This window comes from Amaricoccus macauensis, from assembly GCF_014201905.1.
GTDB classification, from domain to species: Bacteria; Pseudomonadota; Alphaproteobacteria; order Rhodobacterales; family Rhodobacteraceae; genus Amaricoccus; species Amaricoccus macauensis.
Genome location: NZ_JACHFM010000005.1, coordinates 295,462 through 313,397, shown reverse-complemented (window position 1 = coordinate 313,397; position 17,936 = coordinate 295,462). Strand labels below are relative to the sequence as shown.

Annotated in this window: 16 protein-coding genes and 5 pseudogenes; 16 read left to right on the top strand and 5 right to left on the bottom strand. The window is 66.5% G+C overall.

The genetic code is table 11. The annotated features are described in order from the left end of the window. Positions 1-47: 47 nt before the first annotated feature. Genes HNP73_RS20720 through HNP73_RS20710 form a run of 3 tightly spaced genes read right to left on the bottom strand, consistent with a single transcriptional unit; the run spans position 48 to position 1,872 of the window. Positions 48-749 (bottom strand): hypothetical protein, encoded by a 702-nt coding sequence (locus HNP73_RS20720; protein ID WP_184154658.1) that lies wholly within the window; start codon positions 747-749, stop codon positions 48-50. Next, positions 703-1,266, bottom strand: a complete 564-nt coding sequence (locus tag HNP73_RS20715; protein WP_184154656.1) for a hypothetical protein — start codon at positions 1,264-1,266, stop codon at positions 703-705. The genes HNP73_RS20720 and HNP73_RS20715 overlap by 47 nt, the downstream gene beginning before the upstream one ends. Before the next feature lie 51 nt (positions 1,267-1,317). Further along, on the bottom strand, positions 1,318-1,872 hold the full coding sequence (locus HNP73_RS20710; RefSeq protein ID WP_184154653.1) for a GmrSD restriction endonuclease domain-containing protein: 555 nt from the start codon (positions 1,870-1,872) through the stop codon (positions 1,318-1,320). Between the two features lie 61 nt (positions 1,873-1,933). Here HNP73_RS20710 and HNP73_RS20705 point away from each other — a divergent pair. The 13 genes and pseudogenes from HNP73_RS20705 (at position 1,934) to HNP73_RS20650 (ending at position 12,093) form a co-directional block, all read left to right on the top strand. Further along, positions 1,934-2,964: pseudogene (locus HNP73_RS20705) on the top strand (IS110 family RNA-guided transposase). 725 nt (positions 2,965-3,689) lie between these two features. After that, positions 3,690-4,685: pseudogene (locus tag HNP73_RS20700) on the top strand (DNA methylase); the annotation flags it as partial. A 14-nt stretch (positions 4,686-4,699) separates the two neighbouring features. After that, the gene (locus HNP73_RS23990) at positions 4,700-5,614 is read left to right on the top strand and encodes a phage major capsid protein (RefSeq protein ID WP_425486652.1); all 915 of its coding nucleotides are present in this window, start codon (positions 4,700-4,702) and stop codon (positions 5,612-5,614) included. 74 nt (positions 5,615-5,688) lie between these two features. Beyond that, positions 5,689-6,024: a DUF2190 family protein gene (locus HNP73_RS20690; RefSeq protein WP_184154650.1), complete on the top strand. Its 336-nt coding sequence runs from the start codon at positions 5,689-5,691 to the stop codon at positions 6,022-6,024. Next, positions 6,024-6,335, top strand: a complete 312-nt coding sequence (locus HNP73_RS20685; RefSeq protein WP_184154647.1) for a head-tail joining protein — start codon at positions 6,024-6,026, stop codon at positions 6,333-6,335. Before HNP73_RS20690 ends, HNP73_RS20685 begins: the two co-directional genes overlap by 1 nt. Next, positions 6,332-6,964 (top strand): DUF6441 family protein, encoded by a 633-nt coding sequence (locus tag HNP73_RS20680; RefSeq protein WP_184154644.1) that lies wholly within the window; start codon positions 6,332-6,334, stop codon positions 6,962-6,964. Before HNP73_RS20685 ends, HNP73_RS20680 begins: the two co-directional genes overlap by 4 nt. Positions 6,965-7,186: 222 nt before the next feature. Then, a complete protein-coding gene (locus HNP73_RS20675; RefSeq protein ID WP_221288911.1) occupies positions 7,187-7,807 on the top strand; it encodes a hypothetical protein in 621 nt (206 codons plus the stop codon). Positions 7,808-7,868: 61 nt separating this feature from the next. After that, the gene (locus HNP73_RS20670; RefSeq protein ID WP_184154638.1) at positions 7,869-8,288 is read left to right on the top strand and encodes an acyl-CoA transferase; all 420 of its coding nucleotides are present in this window, start codon (positions 7,869-7,871) and stop codon (positions 8,286-8,288) included. Between the two features lie 24 nt (positions 8,289-8,312). Next, positions 8,313-9,222, top strand: a pseudogene (locus HNP73_RS20665) (phage tail tube protein). Positions 9,223-9,224: 2 nt separating this feature from the next. Beyond that, positions 9,225-9,661, top strand: a pseudogene (locus HNP73_RS20660) (hypothetical protein). Between the two features lie 98 nt (positions 9,662-9,759). Continuing rightward, a complete protein-coding gene (locus tag HNP73_RS23770; RefSeq protein WP_281379302.1) occupies positions 9,760-9,888 on the top strand; it encodes a DUF7697 family protein in 129 nt (42 codons plus the stop codon). Beyond that, positions 9,881-10,972: pseudogene (locus HNP73_RS20655) on the top strand (phage tail tape measure protein); the annotation flags it as partial. The gene HNP73_RS23770 and the pseudogene HNP73_RS20655, both read left to right, overlap by 8 nt. A gap of 311 nt (positions 10,973-11,283) precedes the next feature. Beyond that, positions 11,284-12,093 (top strand): nitroreductase family protein, encoded by an 810-nt coding sequence (locus HNP73_RS20650; RefSeq protein ID WP_184154635.1) that lies wholly within the window; start codon positions 11,284-11,286, stop codon positions 12,091-12,093. 175 nt (positions 12,094-12,268) lie between these two features. Here HNP73_RS20650 and HNP73_RS20645 read toward each other — a convergent pair whose 3' ends face one another. Both HNP73_RS20645 and HNP73_RS20640 read right to left on the bottom strand, forming a co-directional pair. Further along, complete coding sequence (locus tag HNP73_RS20645) at positions 12,269-12,649, bottom strand: DUF6180 family protein (protein WP_184154632.1); 381 nt, start codon at positions 12,647-12,649, stop codon at positions 12,269-12,271. Between the two features lie 267 nt (positions 12,650-12,916). Then, a complete protein-coding gene (locus HNP73_RS20640; protein ID WP_184154629.1) occupies positions 12,917-13,843 on the bottom strand; it encodes an IclR family transcriptional regulator domain-containing protein in 927 nt (308 codons plus the stop codon). Between the two features lie 146 nt (positions 13,844-13,989). On the opposite strand from HNP73_RS20640, the gene HNP73_RS20635 reads away from it, so the two are divergent. The 3 genes from HNP73_RS20635 to HNP73_RS20625 are packed head-to-tail and all read left to right on the top strand — an operon-like array spanning position 13,990 to position 17,906. Further along, a complete protein-coding gene (locus HNP73_RS20635; protein ID WP_184154627.1) occupies positions 13,990-15,690 on the top strand; it encodes a GMC family oxidoreductase N-terminal domain-containing protein in 1,701 nt (566 codons plus the stop codon). Further along, complete coding sequence (locus tag HNP73_RS20630; RefSeq protein WP_184154624.1) at positions 15,675-16,688, top strand: Ldh family oxidoreductase; 1,014 nt, start codon at positions 15,675-15,677, stop codon at positions 16,686-16,688. Before HNP73_RS20635 ends, HNP73_RS20630 begins: the two co-directional genes overlap by 16 nt. Then, positions 16,689-17,906 carry an iron-containing alcohol dehydrogenase gene (locus HNP73_RS20625; protein WP_184154621.1) on the top strand — a complete coding sequence of 406 codons (1,218 nt, stop codon included), beginning with the start codon at positions 16,689-16,691 and terminating at the stop codon, positions 17,904-17,906. The last annotated feature ends 30 nt before the right edge of the window (positions 17,907-17,936 follow it).

The window sequence follows — 17,936 nt, the reverse complement described above, 5'->3', positions numbered from 1 at the left end:
CCACTGACCTGCCCCCTTCCCGATCCCTCGATTTGAGTGAGGGTCCGTCACCCGAAGGAGACAGACGTGAAGAAGAGCAGTCTACGGAAGCACAGATCATCGGCGTGCCGCGCGAGCAGGAAGCGGGCGGCACGACAGACGAGGTCTGCCTTGCCGGTCGCGGCCTCGATCAGCCCCAGCAGCGCCTCCTGGCGCCGTCCGACAAAACCGTCAAAGTTGTCCGCCCGCAGCAACTGCGGATCGATCAAATGGCTCTCAAGGTGTGTATCGATAGCGGCGTCGGACGCCGCGCCCTGCTTCGGCAGGCGTGCCAGATACACAGACGGCGCATCACCGCCCACGATCCGGTTCGTCTTTGAACTGAGCGGAGTCTTGTTGATGATGGTGTCATGCCGCTCCCGCGCGATGCGGTTCTTTTGGCACCAGGCGCGCGGGAAGATGTGATGGATGTCGACGGCCTCGTCGAAGTAGCTGGTCTGGTTGTAGCTGTGCCCCGACAAGAAATCTCGGGCCTGCTTGTGCATCAGCAGAGCATGTACGCCCTTGTAGGCCGCCGACAGGCGTGAGGTCATCGTCTTCAGGCGTTCTGGCCGGAAGGCAGAGTCCTTCACCGTTGTCGGTTCCCGGCCCGCTCCATCGATCCATGCGAGGACATTGGCAAGGTCTTTTGCGAAACGGGTCTCGATCGCCCCTCCGTAAGGCTCACCGAAAACCCCGCACCAATACCACTGGGCAAGCTTCTGGCGCACCGCCTCCTGCGTCCAGCGATCGTTCCGTGAGGATGGCTGCCAGCGGCACCAGTTGCGACTGATAGGGGACATCTTTGAACCAGAAGATGTTCTGACCGAAAAGGAACTTCCCGGCCTTCTTGAACCCGTCTTCCAGTGCTCCCGCATATTGCTTGTAGGCGCTAAGCGGCACGCTGAGCACGGTATCGCGGGTGCAGCTGATGGCGGGAGCATCGCCGGGCATTTGCGCAGCCAGATGGTTCAGGCGGCGATCCCGCGTGAACAGAAGCGCCAGGGCCCGGAAGAAACCCGTCGGCTGCAAACGCGTCAGCGGATGCTCCTTCAGCGCGATCGCATCCTTCAGGTTCTTGGCGATCTTCGTCCATTCCTCGCGCAGCAGGAACCCTTCCTCCTCACCTGCGGAGATCGCTGTCAGCAGATCAAACGCGTCGAGTTTCTTGCCGCCGGTGTTCACCTTCTCGAACACCAGACAGACGGCCTCACGGCTTGTGCTCTTGCCGAGTTCGATCACCGGCATCTGGTACTGGTGAAAGGCAGACAGCACCTCGTTCAGGAACCGGAACCAGAACTACATCTTGTCCGGGGCATACTTCCAGTAAGCGGCAAACTTGGTGAGCCAGTCGTTCCAGTCCAAGCTGCGGTTGGTCGGGAACATGCACTGTTCGAACTCGGCCTCTTCGGTCGTCAGATCCCGGACGACCTCCTTGCCGAAGTTCCGCGTCTCGATTTTGCTCTCGGGGAGGCCCACGAAGGCGTCGATCCGATCAACGCCCTCGTCCAGGGCGCGCGCCATGTCGATGTAGTAGAAGCGTTTGATCTTCTGCTTCTTCGTGTTGATCGTCTCGACAACGTCTTGGCGCATCGTCGTCTGATAGAGGGAGGTCAGCCGCTGCTGCCCATCCAGCAGCAACGACTCGGGCGCGACACTTGCGCTGCCAGGTGACGCGCCTTCAATCGGGCGGGGCTTGAACTTCACCTCGCCGCCCGCCTGCAGGGTCATGATCGCGCCGACCGGGAAGGATCGGGAAATCGAGGCCAGAAGCCCCCTCAAGCCTTCATCGTCCCAGACCCAGCCGCGCTGGAAGTCCGGCAGACAGCTTGATGATGTGGACGCCCCCGCCACCGACCGTCGGCACCGGGCAGGATGGCGATGATGATCCGGAGAAAGGAAGGGGAGCGTTGCAATGACTATAGCAGTGATCGGACTCGACCTGGCGAAGAGCGTGTTCCAGGTGCATGGCGTTGACGAAGGTGGCGGAACCGTGCTTGTCAAGAAGCTGCATCGAAAACAGATGCTTCTTCTCCAAGCTGCCCCGTGCCTGATCGGCCCCCGTGCCTGATCGGCGTCGAGGCCTGCGCCACGGCGCATCACTGGGCCCGCACCCTCTCGGCGATGGGGCACGAGGTGAGGTTGATGCCGCCGTCCTACGTGAAGGGTACGTGAAGCGCGGCAAGAGCGACGCCCTCGATGCCGAGGGCGATATGTGAGGCCGTCCAACGTCGCTCGATGCGCTTCGTGCCGACGAATACTATCGAGCAGCAGGCGATCCTCATGGCCCATCGGACCCGGTCGCTTCTCGTACGCCAGCGGACGATGGCGGCGAACGCGCTCCGGGCGCATCTCGCCGAGTTCGGGCTTGTCGCCAACCCTGGCATCGCCAACCTGGCGAAGCTGCCCGGGAGGGCCCTCGCCGAACCCGATGGGCTCCCCTCCTATGCCCAGCGGGCCCTCGCGATCCTGGCCCGACGCCTCGCAGAGCTGACGGACGAGATCGGCACGCTCGACCGCGAGCTCTCCGCCTGGCATGCCGAGAATGAAGCGAGCCAGCGGCTCGCGGCGATCCCGGGCATCGGCGTCATCACCGCCACCGCGATCGCGGCGACCGTCACCGATCCCGAGCAGTTCCGGTCCGGCCGGCAATTCGCCGCCTGGCTCGGGCTGACGCCCCAGCAGCAGTCAACCGGCGGCAAGACCCGGCTCGGCGGCATCTCCAAACAGGGTGACCGCTACCTCCGGCGCCTGCTCGTCGTCGGCGCCACAGCCGTGATGCGTCACACGAAGGACAAGGCGACCCGCCTTGCCGACTGGATCAGGGACCTGCTGGCCAGGAAGCCGTTCCGGCTCGTCTCGGTCGCGCTCGCCAACAAGCTCGCTCGCATCGCATGGGCTGTGCTGGCGCGAGGCAAAATTTACCGACCTGCCCTCGCCGCCTGAGCTCGCGACCGGGCCCACGAATTGGCAAAGGCAGTTCCTGATGCGTAACGATCGAGCCAACGGCGAGAGGAGCCCGTCTGATTCACCGCGCCACCGAAGCGCGCCAGTTTGATCAGGGAACTCGCCGGCGGATTTCCATCAAGGCCAGCGGCCAGGACAGCGCCGCACCGACAGGCCGGACACATGAAAGCAACCGATCCGCGCGGAAGACAAAAAGCCATTGCCAGAGGGGGCGTCCACACATGAATCAGAACGGAAGCCAAACGGGAATCCCAAAGATTCAATCAGAACGGATTCCGCTCTGGGGAATCCCGTTTATGAGTTGATGACCTAGGTTCGGGATAAGCTCGGGAGACACGCGCGCGCGGCGCGGTTCCGAGCAAAACCATCCTTTCGTTGGCAGGTCCGTTGGAAAAGGAAAGGCGCTGATCCTTTCCTTGCGGGCCGCTGTCCGCCGCTTGCAAGCCCCTCGGCCGAGTTCGCGGTTCCTTCCTGGCGATATTCGTATACTGGCGGGCGAAGCGCGGGACATCGCCAGCGACAGGGCCGGAATTTTGGGAAGCCACCCGGAAGCCGGAACCACCCGCACCATGCGCAAACACCAATAAACACGAGCCTTTCCGACCGGACACCGCTGGTGGCCACTGGACCCCGGGTGGAGTCCGGCACGGCATCCGGAGTCCGGAAGCCACCAGCATCGACCCGACCGAGGAACCTTGCCCACCATGACGCTGAGCTTCGTCCCGGACGCGATCGAGACGTGGCCGCTGTCGCGCCTGCAGCCCTACGCGAAGAACGCGAAGGCGCACGGGCCGGACCAGGTCGCCAAGATCGCCGCCAGCATGGCCGAGTTCGGCTGGACCGTGCCGTGCCTCGTCGCCGAGGACGGCGAGCTGATCGCGGGGCACGGGGGGTGCTGGCCGCGACGCAGCTCGGGCTGACGAGGCACCGGTGATCGTGCTGGGCCACCTGACCGAGGCGCAGCGGCGGGCGTATAGGATCGCGGACAACAAGCTCACGGAACTCGGCAGCTGGGACGAGGCACTGCTGTCGGCCGAGTTGCAGGACCTGCTCGCGGACGACTACGACCTCTCGCTAGTCGGCTTCTCCGACGGCGAGCTGGACAAGCTGCTGGCCTTCGATCCGGACGGGGGCGGTGAAGAAGAAGGTGGCGCCGGAGGCTCCGTGCCTCCGGTGACCATCCCCGAGCCGCCGCGCAACCCGGCATCTCGGACGGGCGATCTCTGGATCCTCGGCGACCATCGCCTCCTCTGTGGCGACAGCACCAGCGCTGCCGATGTGCGTCGCCTGATGAAAGGCGAGCGCGCCGTGCTGTTCGCCACCGATCCTCCGTACCTCGTCGACTACGACGGCTCGAACCACCCGACCCGGAACAAGGACTGGTCGCAGTCCTAGGGCGTGACCTGGGACGACAGCTCGCAGGGCGCGGAACTTTACGACGGCTTCATCGCCGCTGCCGTTGCCGAGGCGATGAGGATGCCGCCTGGTATTGCTGGGACGCCTCCCGCCGCCAAGCGATGCTCGAGGCTTGCTGGGAGAAGGCCGGGGCCATCGTGCACCAGCAGATCATCTGGGTGAAGGACCGCGGGGTGCTCACCCGATCGCACTACCTCTGAAAGCATGAGCCGTGCTTCATGGGCTGGCGCCGACCGAACCGGCCGCCGAAGGTCGCCGAGCAGACGCTGCCCTCGACGTGGGAACCGTCGCGCCGCGCATGGCCGCCCGCCGCGTTATGGTGCGTCAGGCCTTCGAGACCCTGACGCGGGGCTATGACGGGGCCGCGAAGACCTCGGACTTCCCCGAGATCCTGTCGGCGGTGACCAATAAGACCCTGCGGCAGGCCTACGAGGCCTATCCCCGCTCCTTCATGCTGTTCTGCCGCCAGGTGCTCGCTACCGACTTCAAGGCGATGCACCGGGTGCAGCTCGGCGAGCGCGGCGAGTTCAAGCGCGGCACGCTCGGCGAGAGCAAGGAGAGCTACAAGGTCAAGACCTATGGCCGGGTGGTCGCGATCACCCGCCAGACGCTGATCAACGACGATCTCGACGCCTTCACCCGGATCCCGGCGATGTACGGCAACTCCATCGCCCAGCTGGAGTCGGATGTTGTCTGGGGCATCATCACCGCCAACCCGGCGATGGCCGACGGCAACGCGCTGTTCCACACCACGCACAAGAACCTCGCGGGCACCGGCGCGGCGCTCGACGTGAGCAGCGTAGGCGCGGCGCGGGCGGCGATGGCCAAGCAGACGGGGCTCGACAAGAAGACGGTGCTGAACGTCCGGCCCGCCTTCCTGATCGTGCCCGCCTCGCTGGAGCTGAAGGCCGAACAGCTGGTCGCGCAGAACCTCGTGCCCGCCGCGACATCCAGCGTGGTACCCCAGTCGATCCGCACGCTGGCGCCGATCAGCGAGCCCCGGCTCGACGCCGCCAGCGAGACCGCCTGGTATCTGGCGGCCAGCCCGAACCAGATCGACACCATCGAGTACGCCTATCTCGAGGGCCAGCAGGGCGCCTACATTGAGACCCGCAACGGCTTCGACGTCGACGGCGTCGAGATCAAGTGTCGCCTCGACTTCGGGGCCACGGCCATCGACTGGCGCGGCCTCTACAAGAACCCGGGCGCGTAACCAGCACGCCATGCTGCCTGACACGCGGGCGGTCCTGACGGGCTGCCCTTTTTCTTTCCACGAGGATCACATCCATGAAAAACTACGTCCAGCCCGGCAACACCATCACCCTGACCGCGCCCTATGCCGTCGCCTCCGGCGATGGCCTGTTCGTAGGTTCCATCTTCGGCATCGCCGCCGGGGCGGCCGCCCTCGGCGAGCCCGTCGAGACCGCGCTCGTCGGCATCTTCGACATCACCAAGGTCGGCTCGCAGGCCTGGACCGTCGGCGCCAAGGTCTATTGGGACGACACCAACAAGCGCTGCACCACGGTCGCGACCGACAACACGCTGATCGGCGTGGCCGTCGAGGCGGTGGCCAGCGGCGCGGGCGACACCATCGGCCGGGTGCGCCTCAACGCGGCGTTCTGATGAGCGCCTTCGCCGCCGCCGTGGGCGCACTCTTCGCCGATCCGAACATCGGCGGGGACGCGGTCTACACGCCCGAGGGCGGTGCGCCCGTGCTGGTGCGTGCCGTCGCCCGGCGCGCCGACGCCGTCACCGACTTCGGCGATGCGCGGCTCTGGTCCGAGACCACCCGGATCGACCTGCGCGTGGCCGAGGTGGCGAACCCGCGCCCCGGCGACCGCATCGAGATCGACGGCGAGGCCTTCCTCATCCAAGGCGAGCCGGTCCGCGACCGCGAACGGCTGCTCTGGACTGTTGATCTGAGGCCCGCGTGAAACTGAAGCTCGACATCGATCCCGACATCGTCGCGATGATGGCGGCCGAGGTCGCGGCGGGCGAACGCGCCGTCACGGCCGCCATGCGCGAGGCCGGGACCGGGCTGAAGGCGGCGTGGCGGTTGCAGATCACCGGCGCGGGGCTCGGGCCCCGGCTCGCCAATTCGATCCGGAGCCAAAACTTCCCGAGGTCGGGCGAGAGCCTCGACGCTGCGGCTCTGGTCTGGTCGAAGGCCCCGGTCATCGTCGGCGCGCATGACACCGGCCCGCTGATCCGCTCGAAGGATGGGTTCTGGCTGGCGATCCCGCTGCCCGCCGCAGGCAAGTCCCTGCGGGGGAGCAGGATCACGCCCGGCGAATGGGAACGACAACGCGGCCTGCGCCTTCGCTTCGTCTATCGGCGGACGGGGCCGAGCCTGCTGGTGGCGGAGGGACGGCTGAACACGAAGGGTCAGGCGGTCGTGTCTCGCTCCAAGACCGGGCGCGGCAAGGTCACCGCGCCGATCTTCCTGCTGGTGCCGCAGGTGAAACTGCCGAAGCGGCTGGACCTCGCGCGGGATGCAGATCGGGCGTTGGACAGCGTGCCGGGGTTGATCGTGACGAACTGGGTGGAGCGGGCTTTCCGATGACACCCGTGGGCACAGCCGTTGCGGCCGACCCAAACCGCTGCGAAAATGCTAGCTGTCGGGAAGCGTGGCGAAGCAAGCATAATGATTCATGGACCAATGGAGTGCCGTCTGTGCTGGGGCAACTCAAACGAAAAACAGACATTCTGCGATGGCAGGCGAAGTAAGATTGTAAATGATCCAGGCTATTGGGGCGCTTCGGATCCGAGGGTCCTCGTCTTAGGAATGTCCAAGGGCAATACCCAAAGCGAGGCCATGTCCGAAAGCTGGAGAAACGGTGACTACGACGACGTCCCCTACAAGGGTTTTCGTTTGCGGCTACTAAAGGTGCTTCAAGCAGTTGGGCTGATGCCGGGCGTCGAGAGTCTCGAAAGTCGGATCAAAGCGACAGAGCTGTCGTACGGCTGGGCGTCGATCATGCGCTGTTCACTCACTGGATTGAAGCCTGACGGGACGTTTGGAGCAAGCAGCGCGCAAGTCATCGCGGCGATGAAGCGGCCGGAGGCGAATGTCTGGCTTTCAAATTGCATTGCCTCCCATCTCGGACGATTGTCGCGAAGAGCGCGGCTGGTGGTGCTTCTCAGTAACGATGACAATTATATGCGTGTAATCAGCAAGACTATGAAGGGTGTCTTTGGTCAAGCATACGAGGAACATCCAAGTCTTTCTCCTGTCGTTTTTCGCGCTGGCCCACGCATCTTCGTCCATGTTGGTCATCCCTCTCCGCTAAACGGAACCCTTGGAGAGTTCCTGGATGGTGACAAATTATTGGGTCAGGGAAAGAAGCGTGAAATGGCGCGGTTGGGCGTCAAGGGAGCTCTCGGCGACCTAATGGGCACCATATAACCGGACAACAGTGCGCGGGTGCCTTGATCGAAAATCACCCATTCACCTCACGATATCGAGAATGCCCACCCCACGCGAAACCATCCTCGCCGCGCTGCACGCGCGGCTCTCGGCGCTGCCCGGCACCGCACTGCGCGGCGAGGTGCTGCCCGAGCGCGTGCCGGCCGAAGGCTTGCTGATCCTGCGCGATGGCGAGCCGGGCGAGCCCGAGGTGACGCTCTCGCCGCTGCGCTACCACTACCAGCACCGGGCCGAGATCGAGGCGGTCGTGCAGGGCGCCGATCGCGACGCCGCCTTCGACGCGTTGATTTCCAGCATCGGCTCGGCGCTCGCCGCCGACCGCACGCTGGGCGGCCTCTGCGACTGGGTCGAGGCGGAAGCGCCGCGGCAGGTCGATCTGCCGGTCGAGGGCGCGGCGAGCCTGAAGGCCGCCGTGATCCCGGTCGTGCTGCACTATTCGACGGCCGGCCCGCTCGGCTGATCCCGACAACCCGAGGAGAACACCATGGCACGAGCCCAGGGGGCGCGGGCGCTGATGGCGCTTGCGTTCGAGACGACCTATGGAACGCCGCCCGCCAGCGGCTTCACCCGCATGCCTTTTGCCAGCACCTCGCTCGGCGCGGAGCAGCCGCTGCTTAACTCGGAGCTCCTGGGGTACGGCCGCGATCCGCTGGCGCCGATCAAGGACGCGGTGACGGCCGATGGCGACGTGGTGGTGCCGCTCGACGCTGAGGCGTTCGGCTTCTGGCTGAAGGCGGCCCTCGGGACACCCACGACCACGGGTGTAGAGGCCCCGTACAGCCACGAGTTCCAGTCGGGGTCCTGGACGCTGCCCAGCATGTCGATCGAGACCGGCATGCCCGAGGTGCCACGCTACGCGATGTATTCCGGCTGCGTGCTCGACCAGATCACCTGGCAGATGCAGCGCTCGGGCCTGCTGACCGCAACGGCACGGCTGGTGGCGCAGGGCGAGACGGTCGGGACGACCACCAGCGCCGGAACCCCGGCCGCGCTGGACCTGAAGCGCTTCGGACATTTCAACGGGGCAATCACGCGCAACGGCTCGCCGCTCGGCAATGTGGTCTCGGCCGAGATCAATCCGCTCGGACGGCCGCATCGACGGGGCGGACCCGTCCATCGCCGCGCTGACCGGCCGGATCGAGGTGCGTTTCGCCGACCAGACGCTGGTGACGCAGGCGATCAACGGCGAGGCCTGCGAGATGGAGTTCGCCTACGTCCTGCCGTCCGGCGAGAGCTTCACCTTCATCGTGCATGCCGTCTACCTGCCGCGCCCGCGCATCGAGATTTCCGGGCCGCAGGGCGTGCAGGCGACGTTCAACTGGCAGGCCGCCCGCGACAGCGTGGTCGGCCGGATGTGCACGGCAACCCTGATCAACGACATCGAGGTGTATTGAGAATGCTGACGCTCGACCTGACGAACGCGCCGCGCTGGCATGACCTCGCCTCCGGCGTTCGGGTGCAGCTGCGACCGCTGACCATCGCGATGATGGTGGCGACGCGCAGCGACCCGGCCGTCGAAGCGGTGCCCGAGGAGGCCTCCGACGAGGAACGCGCGGTTGCCTTCGCCAAGGCTCTCGCGCGACGGGCCGTGCTCGCCTGGGATGGCATCGGCGACGCGGACGGCAACCCCATCGATCCCAGCCCCGAGGCCATCGACGCGCTGCTCGATGTCTGGCCGATCTTCGAGGCCTTCCAGCTGACCTACGTCTCCAAGGGCCTGCTGCTGGAGCAGGAAAAAACGCCTCCGCGCTCTCGCCGAATGGTCCTTCGGCGGGGGCGAGCGATACTGCGAAGCCTGCGCGCAAACCTGCCAAGACTGCCCGGCGCGGCTGAACCGCCCCTGGACGGATGAGGGCTGGCAGGTCTGAGACCTTGTCGGCCGCCTCGGCGGCCAGCTGCGCGTCCTGCCCGGCGCAGTGATCGGCTGGGACATGTCGGCGGCGCTGGCGCTCGGGGACGCCCTCGGCATCCCGCCCTTGGCCATGGCCGGACTATTGCCGGTCATCGAAGCGGTGATGGTGGCCAAGCTCAACGAACAGATGGAACGCCCCGATGGCTGAAAAGCGTGTGTCCGTCCGCCTCGCCGCGGTCGGCGGGCGACAGGTTCGCGCCGAGTTGGAAGGCGTCGGTGAGGCCGGGTCGCGCGGCTTCGGGCGGCTGAGCCGGGAGATGGAGGCGGCCAACGCCTGGCTCGCGGCCTTCTCGCGGCGGGTGCGGCTCGCGGCCGCTGCCGCCGTGGCAGCCGCTGCAGCCGCGGGCGTCGCCATGGTCCGCTCCGGCCTACAGTCGGTCGATGCGCAGGCTAAGCTGGCGCAATCGCTGGGGACCACGGTCGCCTCGATCCAGACCCTGGAGCGGGCTGGCGAACTGGCGGGCGTGTCGATGTCCGGCATCGAGCAGGCTACCAAGGATCTAACGCGCCGTCTCAGTCAGGCGGCTGCAGGGAGCGGTCCCGCTGCCGACGCGCTCGACCGGCTGGGGCTTTCGGCCAATGAGTTGATCGCGCTGCCGCTGGACCGACGCGTGGGCGCCATCAACGCCGCCATCGAGAGCTTCTGCCTGCTGCGGAGCGCGCCGCCGTCGCCGGCCAGCTCTTCGGCGAGGAGGGCTCCATCGCCATGTCGCGGATCGACACCGCGACGCTGGGCCAGGCGACCGAGGACGTTCTCGCCTTCGGGGTCGTGATCTCGGAGCAGGATGCCGACCAGATCGAGCGGACGAACGACGCGATCTCCCGGCTCGGGCTGATCTGGCGCGGGCTCTCGAACCAGCTGGCCGTCTCTGCGGCCCCGGCGCTCGAGGCGGTTGCCAATGCAATGGCGGCCATTGCCAGCCGCACCGGTCCGCCCGGCATCGCGATCCGCGGCCTCTTCGATAATATCGGCCGCCTGACCACCTACGCCGTGACCTTCGCGACCTTCCTCGCGGGCCGCTAGGTCGCCGGGCTGGCCGCTGCCGCACTGTCGGTCCGTGGGTTCGCCACAGAGCTCGTCGTCCTGCGCGGCGCGCTGATCCGCACCGGCATCGGCCCCCTGATCGTCGGCGTCGGCGAGCTGATGTATCGGCTTTGCCCGCGTTGGCGGGGTCGGCGAAGCCTTCCGACTGCTTAATCTCGCCTCTGATAGTAGAAAGCGCGTCAGCCTTCGTTGATAGGGTTGGCGATCATGCCCCTTCCGCCGCGCTTCCCGCCGCTCCTATCGTTGTCTGCCCCACCTCTGGGGAGCATTCGATGGAGGCCTCATGGGCATGATCGACGGCACCACTTCACAAGCCAGCGCCAAGCCGTCGAACGGTGTAGGAGCGGCATCCTCCTCGCGCGAGCAGGCCCGGCGGCTGATCGCGGCCCTGGTCTCGGACGGACGACTCTTCTGGCGGCACTCCTTTACCCGAAGCGCCCGGCACCGCGAGCAGTTGCGGGGGCGGATCGCGATGGATCTGCATTCCTCGAATACGGAATGGCGCTCCCCGGCGCCGCCGCTGGTCATGGTCTGGACACGGCCCAGCGCCTCGTCTCCGACGTCGAGGACTATGTGACACGGTGGGGAGCGGACGAACAGACCGCAATCGCGATCCGAACGCTCGGGGCGTGGCTGACGTTGAACTCCGGTCCGCAAACCAGGGGGCTCGCCGACCGGATTGCGGTCCTTCCCGACTGCAACAGCGACGCGGGCGTTCACGGTGGTGTCGAGGAGGTGACGCGCGCCGAAATCCTCGCTGCGAATAGCATCGATTTCGCGCGTTTCGCGGCCACCCGGCATTCCATCCGGCAGTATGCCGCGGGAGACGTCCCGGCGGACACGGTTCGACGTGCCGTCGCCGCGGCGCAGTTTGCGCCGTCGAGCTGCAACCGGCAGACGACCCGGGTCCACGTCTGGACCGAGCCCGAGGCGGTTGCACGGGTTCTCGCCTTGCAGTCCGGCAATCGCGGGTTTGGCGATCGGCTCGCCGGCGCCGCGGTGGTTTGGACGGATCTGCGCAACTGGACCGAGGCCGCCGAGCGCTACAATGGCTATGTGGACGGCGGTATGTTCGCCATGAGCCTCATCTATGCCCTGCATGCGGAAGGTCTCGGGACTGTCCCGCTCAACTGGTCGGAAGAGCCGCAGCAGGACGCCGCGCTGCGTGCTCTCGCCGACCTGCCGGAAAGCGCGCAGATCGTCGTCCTGATCGGCTTCGGTCAGTTGCCGGATCGTCTCCGCGTGCCGCATTCTCACCGGCGCTCGCTCGACAGCTGCCTGACGCTGAATCCTCGGTTGGCGCCCTGACACCGGAACGCTCGCTTTCCGGACAAAATCCCGCATGGGGAGAGCAAGCGGCGGGAGCGGTGGGGAACCGCAGCGCTCCCGCCGGGCTTGCGCTTGACCGGACGGATGGCCTTGAGACAATCCGTCCGGTCGCGGCGCTTTCGCCTTCGATCTTCGTCCTCAGGGTGCGGGCGGCTTATTTGGCCGCGGCTGCTACCGCTTCTGCCGCCGCGTCTGCGAATTCCCCCATGGCGGCCTTCTGGTCGCGATAGTCGATGCCATGCACGACCGAGACGGTCTTATCGTCCACCGCGATGCATTGAACGACGTAAGCGCCTTCTCCTTCGCGACCGCCGCTGACACTTACAAGCTGCTCCGGGAACCGCTGAACCGTGGAAATCAGACCGGCCGCTTCTGCCGCCTTCATCGCTGCGTCACCGCAGGCGTCGATGTCGAGCCGAGCGGAAGGAGTGCGTTCAACGTGATAGGTCAGGGTGAAATCTGTATCCTGTGCCATCAGCGGTCCCGATGCGGCGAGCAGGCCAGCGGCACAGAGAAGTGGGGCGATAAGCTTCATTTTCAGGCTCCGGTAGGGGTCACACCTCACCAACTAGGGGGATCTCCTCCGCGTTCCCAGAGCGATCGCGCAGCGGACAATTCGGTGTGCGGGTTCTCGCCGCCGGGCGGGATATGGGCCGGTGCCCTGCCCGCCGAGGGTTGGGCGACAGACGTGGCGCGGATCGCCCGGCGCGGGTTCTGGCGGGGCCGGAAAGCCGGTTCAGGTTCCGGACTTCAAGGGTGTCGAGGGCGTCTCCCCGGGTGCGGCTGAGACGTCGGCGGTCTGTCAGGTGGCGTGCGGAAGGGCGGTCGGAAAGCCGTAAGGGGGCCGTGCGCCCGTCTGGTCATGAATCCGCTTCACCGCGTGGAAGATATCCGACGAGATGCTCGCCTCCCGTTTCAGCAGCGCCTCCTTGACGGTGGTGCAACTGACGATGAATGCGACATTCGATTCGTGGTCGAATATCGGCAGGCAGAATGCCAGAAGGCCCTCGGCGAATTCCTCATCGCTTCGCACGTAGCCGCGTTCGCGGCTCTTCTGAAGCTCGGCGAGGACTTCGGAGCGGGTTGTCTTCGTGCGTCTGGTGTAACGGACTGGCTCCCAGCTATCGAGCCAGGCGTCGATGATGTTGGGCGGCTGCCAGGCGAGAAAGGCGCGCATCTGGCCGACGGCATCGCGCGGATAGCGGTATCCAATGGGATGGCCGACTTCGAGACCGTGGGAGACGTTGAACTTGTCCACAAGAAGATAGCTGAGGTCGGACTGCGGCTTGCTGATCACGAGGGGCAGGTTCAGCCGGTGTACCAGCTCGTTCATGACGATCCGCACCGTTTCAAGCTGGCCAGAGCGGAAGATCGACGAGATGCTGGCGAGAATGCCGATATCCAGCTGATAGACCTTGGTGCGCTCGTCAAAGCGAAGCCAGCCGTAACCTGTCAGGGTCTTCAGGATCGAATGGCAATGACTTCGCGAGATCTTCAGGGCAACCGACAGGTCCGCCAAGGAGGCGACTTGCGGTGAAGCGCTGTTAAGCGCCTCAATAATTGCGATCGCATTTTCAAGAGCGGGGACGAGTCCCAGCCGGTCCCGCTGAACAGCGGGACTATTCGGGCCGGTCAGAAGCCAATGGTCGCCGTCGCGATGCAGGGACTCGGTGCTCCTCGAAGCGATCTCCTTGTCCCCTTTCACCTCAGGCGGGATTGCTTTCGTCACGTGGTTCTCCTCTTCGGGCCTAGAGCTACTCGCTGCATGCCGAGGAAGGCAATGCCGCAATCTCAGCCCCTTGACGCCTCGCTCCGTTTTGTGTGTAGTAAGGTGTACTGGATATAGGACGATGGAGAGCGGGGAGCAACGCTGCCGTGCGGACTTGCGATTATATCGTCGTAGGGGGTGGCTCGGCCGGCTGCGTCCTCGCTTCCCGCCTCAGCGAGGACCCGGACGTCTCTGTCGCGCTTCTCGAGGCCGGCGGCGCCGACCGGCATCCCTTCCTGAGAAGCCCGCTGGCGTTCCCGCTCGTGCGCTATCGCAGGAACTTCAACTGGAACTACCACTCGGAGCCGGATCCGACGCTTGACGGCCGGCGGATCTTTCTGCCGCGCGGCAGGGTGCTCGGCGGCAGTTCGAGCATCAACGGCACGATGTACGTCCGGGGCCACCCCCGCGACTTCGACGAGTGGCGCCAGATGGGGCTGGAGGGGTGGAGCTACGCGGACGTCCTGCCCTATTTCAACCGCTCGCAGCGGCACTGGCGCGGCGAGGCCGACATGTACCACGGGACGACCGGGCCGTTGTCGGTTGAGCCGGTCGATACCCGTGGCCAGCTCTTTGACGAACTCGTCGCGGCAGCGTCGGCGGCCGGGCATCCGTTTTCCGAGGATATCAACGCCGCGAACCCGGAAGGCGTGAACCGGATCGAGCTTACCGTGGGGCAAGGCCGGCGGGCGAGCACGTCGCGGGCGTTCCTGCATCCGGTCAGCCACCGGCGAAATCTCTCGGTGATCCTGCGGGCGCTTGCGAGCGAGATCATCTTCGAGGGCGACCGCGCCGTCGGGGTGCGGTACCTGCGTGACGGGCGGGTGCACGAGATCCGTGCGACGCGCGAGGTCATCCTGTCGGGAGGGACCTACAACTCCGCGCAACTCCTGCTGCTGTCGGGCATCGGGCCGGCCGACGAACTGAAGCCTCTTGGCATCAACGTGCGGCACCATCTGCCGGGCGTGGGGAAGAACCTCTCCGAGCATGGCCGGGTGACGATGGAGTACCGGACCCGCGGGCTGGCCGGGATGAACGCGTTCCTCCGGGCGGATCGGGTGGCGCTTTCCGTCGTGCAGTGGCTCGCGACCGGCAAGGGCCCGTTCGGCACGCAGGCGCTGAGCGGGTCGCTGATGGCGCGAACTCGTCCCGGCCTCGAACGCCCCGATCTGCAGGTGCTCTTCGTCTCCGCGCTGGAGAACCAGCGGGTCTGGATCCCGGGGCTTCGGCCTCCGCATCCGCCGGGGCTCTCGGCCGGTGTCGTGATCATGCACCCGGAGAGCCGTGGGTATGTGACGCTTCGGGCCGCCGATCCGACCGTACCGCCGCGGGTCCAGCTCAATCTTCTAGCCACTGACAATGACCTCGCGGTGTTGCGCGAGGGGGTGCGCCTCACGCGGGAGATCTATGCCGCGAGCCCGCTCGCCGAATTCATCGACCACGAGTCATCTCCCGGCCCCTCGGTGCGCACGGATGCCGAGCTCAACGCGTTCTGCCGGCAGACCGGGCATATCGCGCACCACCCCGTGGGCACCTGCAGCATGGGGACCGGCGAGATGGCAGTGGTCGATGCCAGCCTGCGGGTGCGTGGGCTGAAGGGGCTCAGGATCGCCGATGCGTCCATCATGCCCACCGTGCCCGGCGGCAATACCAACGCTCCGACGATCATGATCGCCGAGAAGGCCGCGGACATGATCCGCGGCAATCGACTGCCGCCCGCCGAACTCGGCCCGGAGAGCGTCGACGATCTCTCGATGACCAGCACCCGGAGCTTTGCAGAGAGGGGGATGGAATGCGCGTCGAGGTAGCGGAAGCCCGCCAGGTGGCGCGTCACGCGCTGATCAATGCGGGGACGCCGCCGGAGCTTGCCGATATTCAGGTCGCCGCGCTGATCGAGGCGGAGCTTCGGGGTGTCGCCTCGCACGGGCTGCTGCGCCTGCCGCGTCTCGTCGAGCGCATCCGCAACGGCGTCACCGATCCCGCGGCGCGCGGCTCCGGGCGCTGGCGCTCCCCCGCGGTCTGGGAGGTGGACGGCGGCGGTGGTCTCGGTCCCGTGGTCGCATGCGAGGCGATTTCGCACGTGTCCGAGCGGGCGCGCGAAACCGGAATCGCGCTCGCCGCGATCCGTCATGCCGGCCATCTCGGCGCCATCGGCTGGTATGCCGAACGCATCGCCTCCGCCGGTCAGATCGCCGTCGTCGTCACGACGAGCGAAGCGCTGGTGCATCCGTGGGGCGGGCGACGCGCGCTGATCGGGACGAACCCGGTGGCGATCGGCGTACCTGCCGAGCCGCATCCCTTCGTCCTCGACATGGCGACCGGCGTGGTCTCGATGGGCAAGGTCCACGACTACGCAAATCGGGGCAAGGCGTTGGAGCCCGGGTGGGCGCTGGATGCCGACGGGACTCCCACGACCGACGCCCGGCGGGCGCGCGAAGGCGCCATAACCCCTTTCGGCGGCGCCAAGGGCTACGGCCTCGCGCTCGGGTTCGAATTGCTGGTGGCCGGTCTCACCGGATCGGCGCTTGGCACCGACGTGACCGGGACGCTCGACTCGACGAAGCCCTCGACCAAGGGCGACGTCATCATGGTGATCCAGCCTGATGACGGGATGGTGGCGCCGATCTCCGCATACCTCGACGAAATCCGCCGCTGCCCGCCGATCGACGAGGGAACCGCGGTCGCCGTTCCCGGCGATCGCGGGCGTATGCGCAAGGCAGGGGCGCTCGTCGAGGGCATCGAGCTGCCCGACGAGATCTGGGCTGCCCTGCGTGGCCTCGCGGCAGACGAATTCCAGGAGAGCTGAATGTTCGGAACGTTTCGGAGTCCCGCCGCGGTCTATTTCGGATGCGGCCAGCGCATGATGCTGGGGCGGGTGGCGGCAAGATTCGGGCAACGGGTCCTCGTCTGCACCGACGAGCGCCTCGCCGCGGATCCGGTCTTCGCCGCGCTGGTGAATGACATGACTGCGAACGGGATCACGGTCAGCGTCTTTGACCAGGTGCTGCCCGACGTGCCGGTCACGTCGGTGGAGGCGGCCGTGGCGAAGGCGGGGGAGACCGAGCCCGACAGCATCGTTGCGATCGGTGGCGGAAGCTGCCTCGACCTTGGCAAGGTCGCGGCACTCCTGCACACCCACGGCGGCCGGCAGCAGGACTACTACGGTGAGTTCAGGGTACCGGGGCCGGTGTTGCCGGTGATCGCGCTGCCGACGACGGCCGGAACGGGGTCAGAGGTGACGCCGGTGGCGGTGCTCTCCGATCCCGACAAGCCGTTGAAGGTCGGTGTCTCCGATCCTCACCTCATCCCGGCGGTGGCGATCTGCGATCCGGAGCTCACCGTGACCTGCCCGGTCTCGCTGACCGCGGTGACCGGCGCGGATGCGCTGACGCATGCGATCGAGTCATTCACGACGATCCGCCGGCCTTTGACGCCGGGCCTGCCGCTCGACCGGGTGTTCGTCGGCAAGAACTTCCTGAGTGACAATCTGGCGCTCGAGGCCGTGCGCCTGATTTCGGGAGCGCTGCCGGCGGCGCTGAAAAACGGATCGGATATCGAGCTCAGATCGCGCCTGATGGCTGGCGCGCTGCTGGCGGGGCAGGCCTTCGCGAATGCCGGCAACGCGGCCGCGCACGCCCTGCAGTATCCGATCGGCGCGTTGACCCACACGCCGCACGGCGTCGGCGTCGCCGCGCTGATGCCCTACGTCATGCAGTTCAACCTGCGCGCCTGCATCCCGGAATTCCGCCAGATCGGCGAGGCCATGGGCTGCACCGCGAGCGACGACCCGGAGGCCGATGCCGTGGCGGCGATCGACGCGGTCGAGGGCCTGTTCCGGGACGTGGGGATCCCGATGACCCTCGGCGAACTCGGCTTTGCGGAAGAGAAGATCGACTGGGCCGCGGAGCAGGCGATGACCGCGGCACGGCTCGTTGCGAACAACCCGGTGCCGATCGAGGTCGGGGACATGGCGGCGATCCTGCGCGCCGCCTGCCGCGGCGACCGGGCAGCACTGGCGCACTGAGGGTCGGGCGCCGGAGCGCGGACCCTGCCT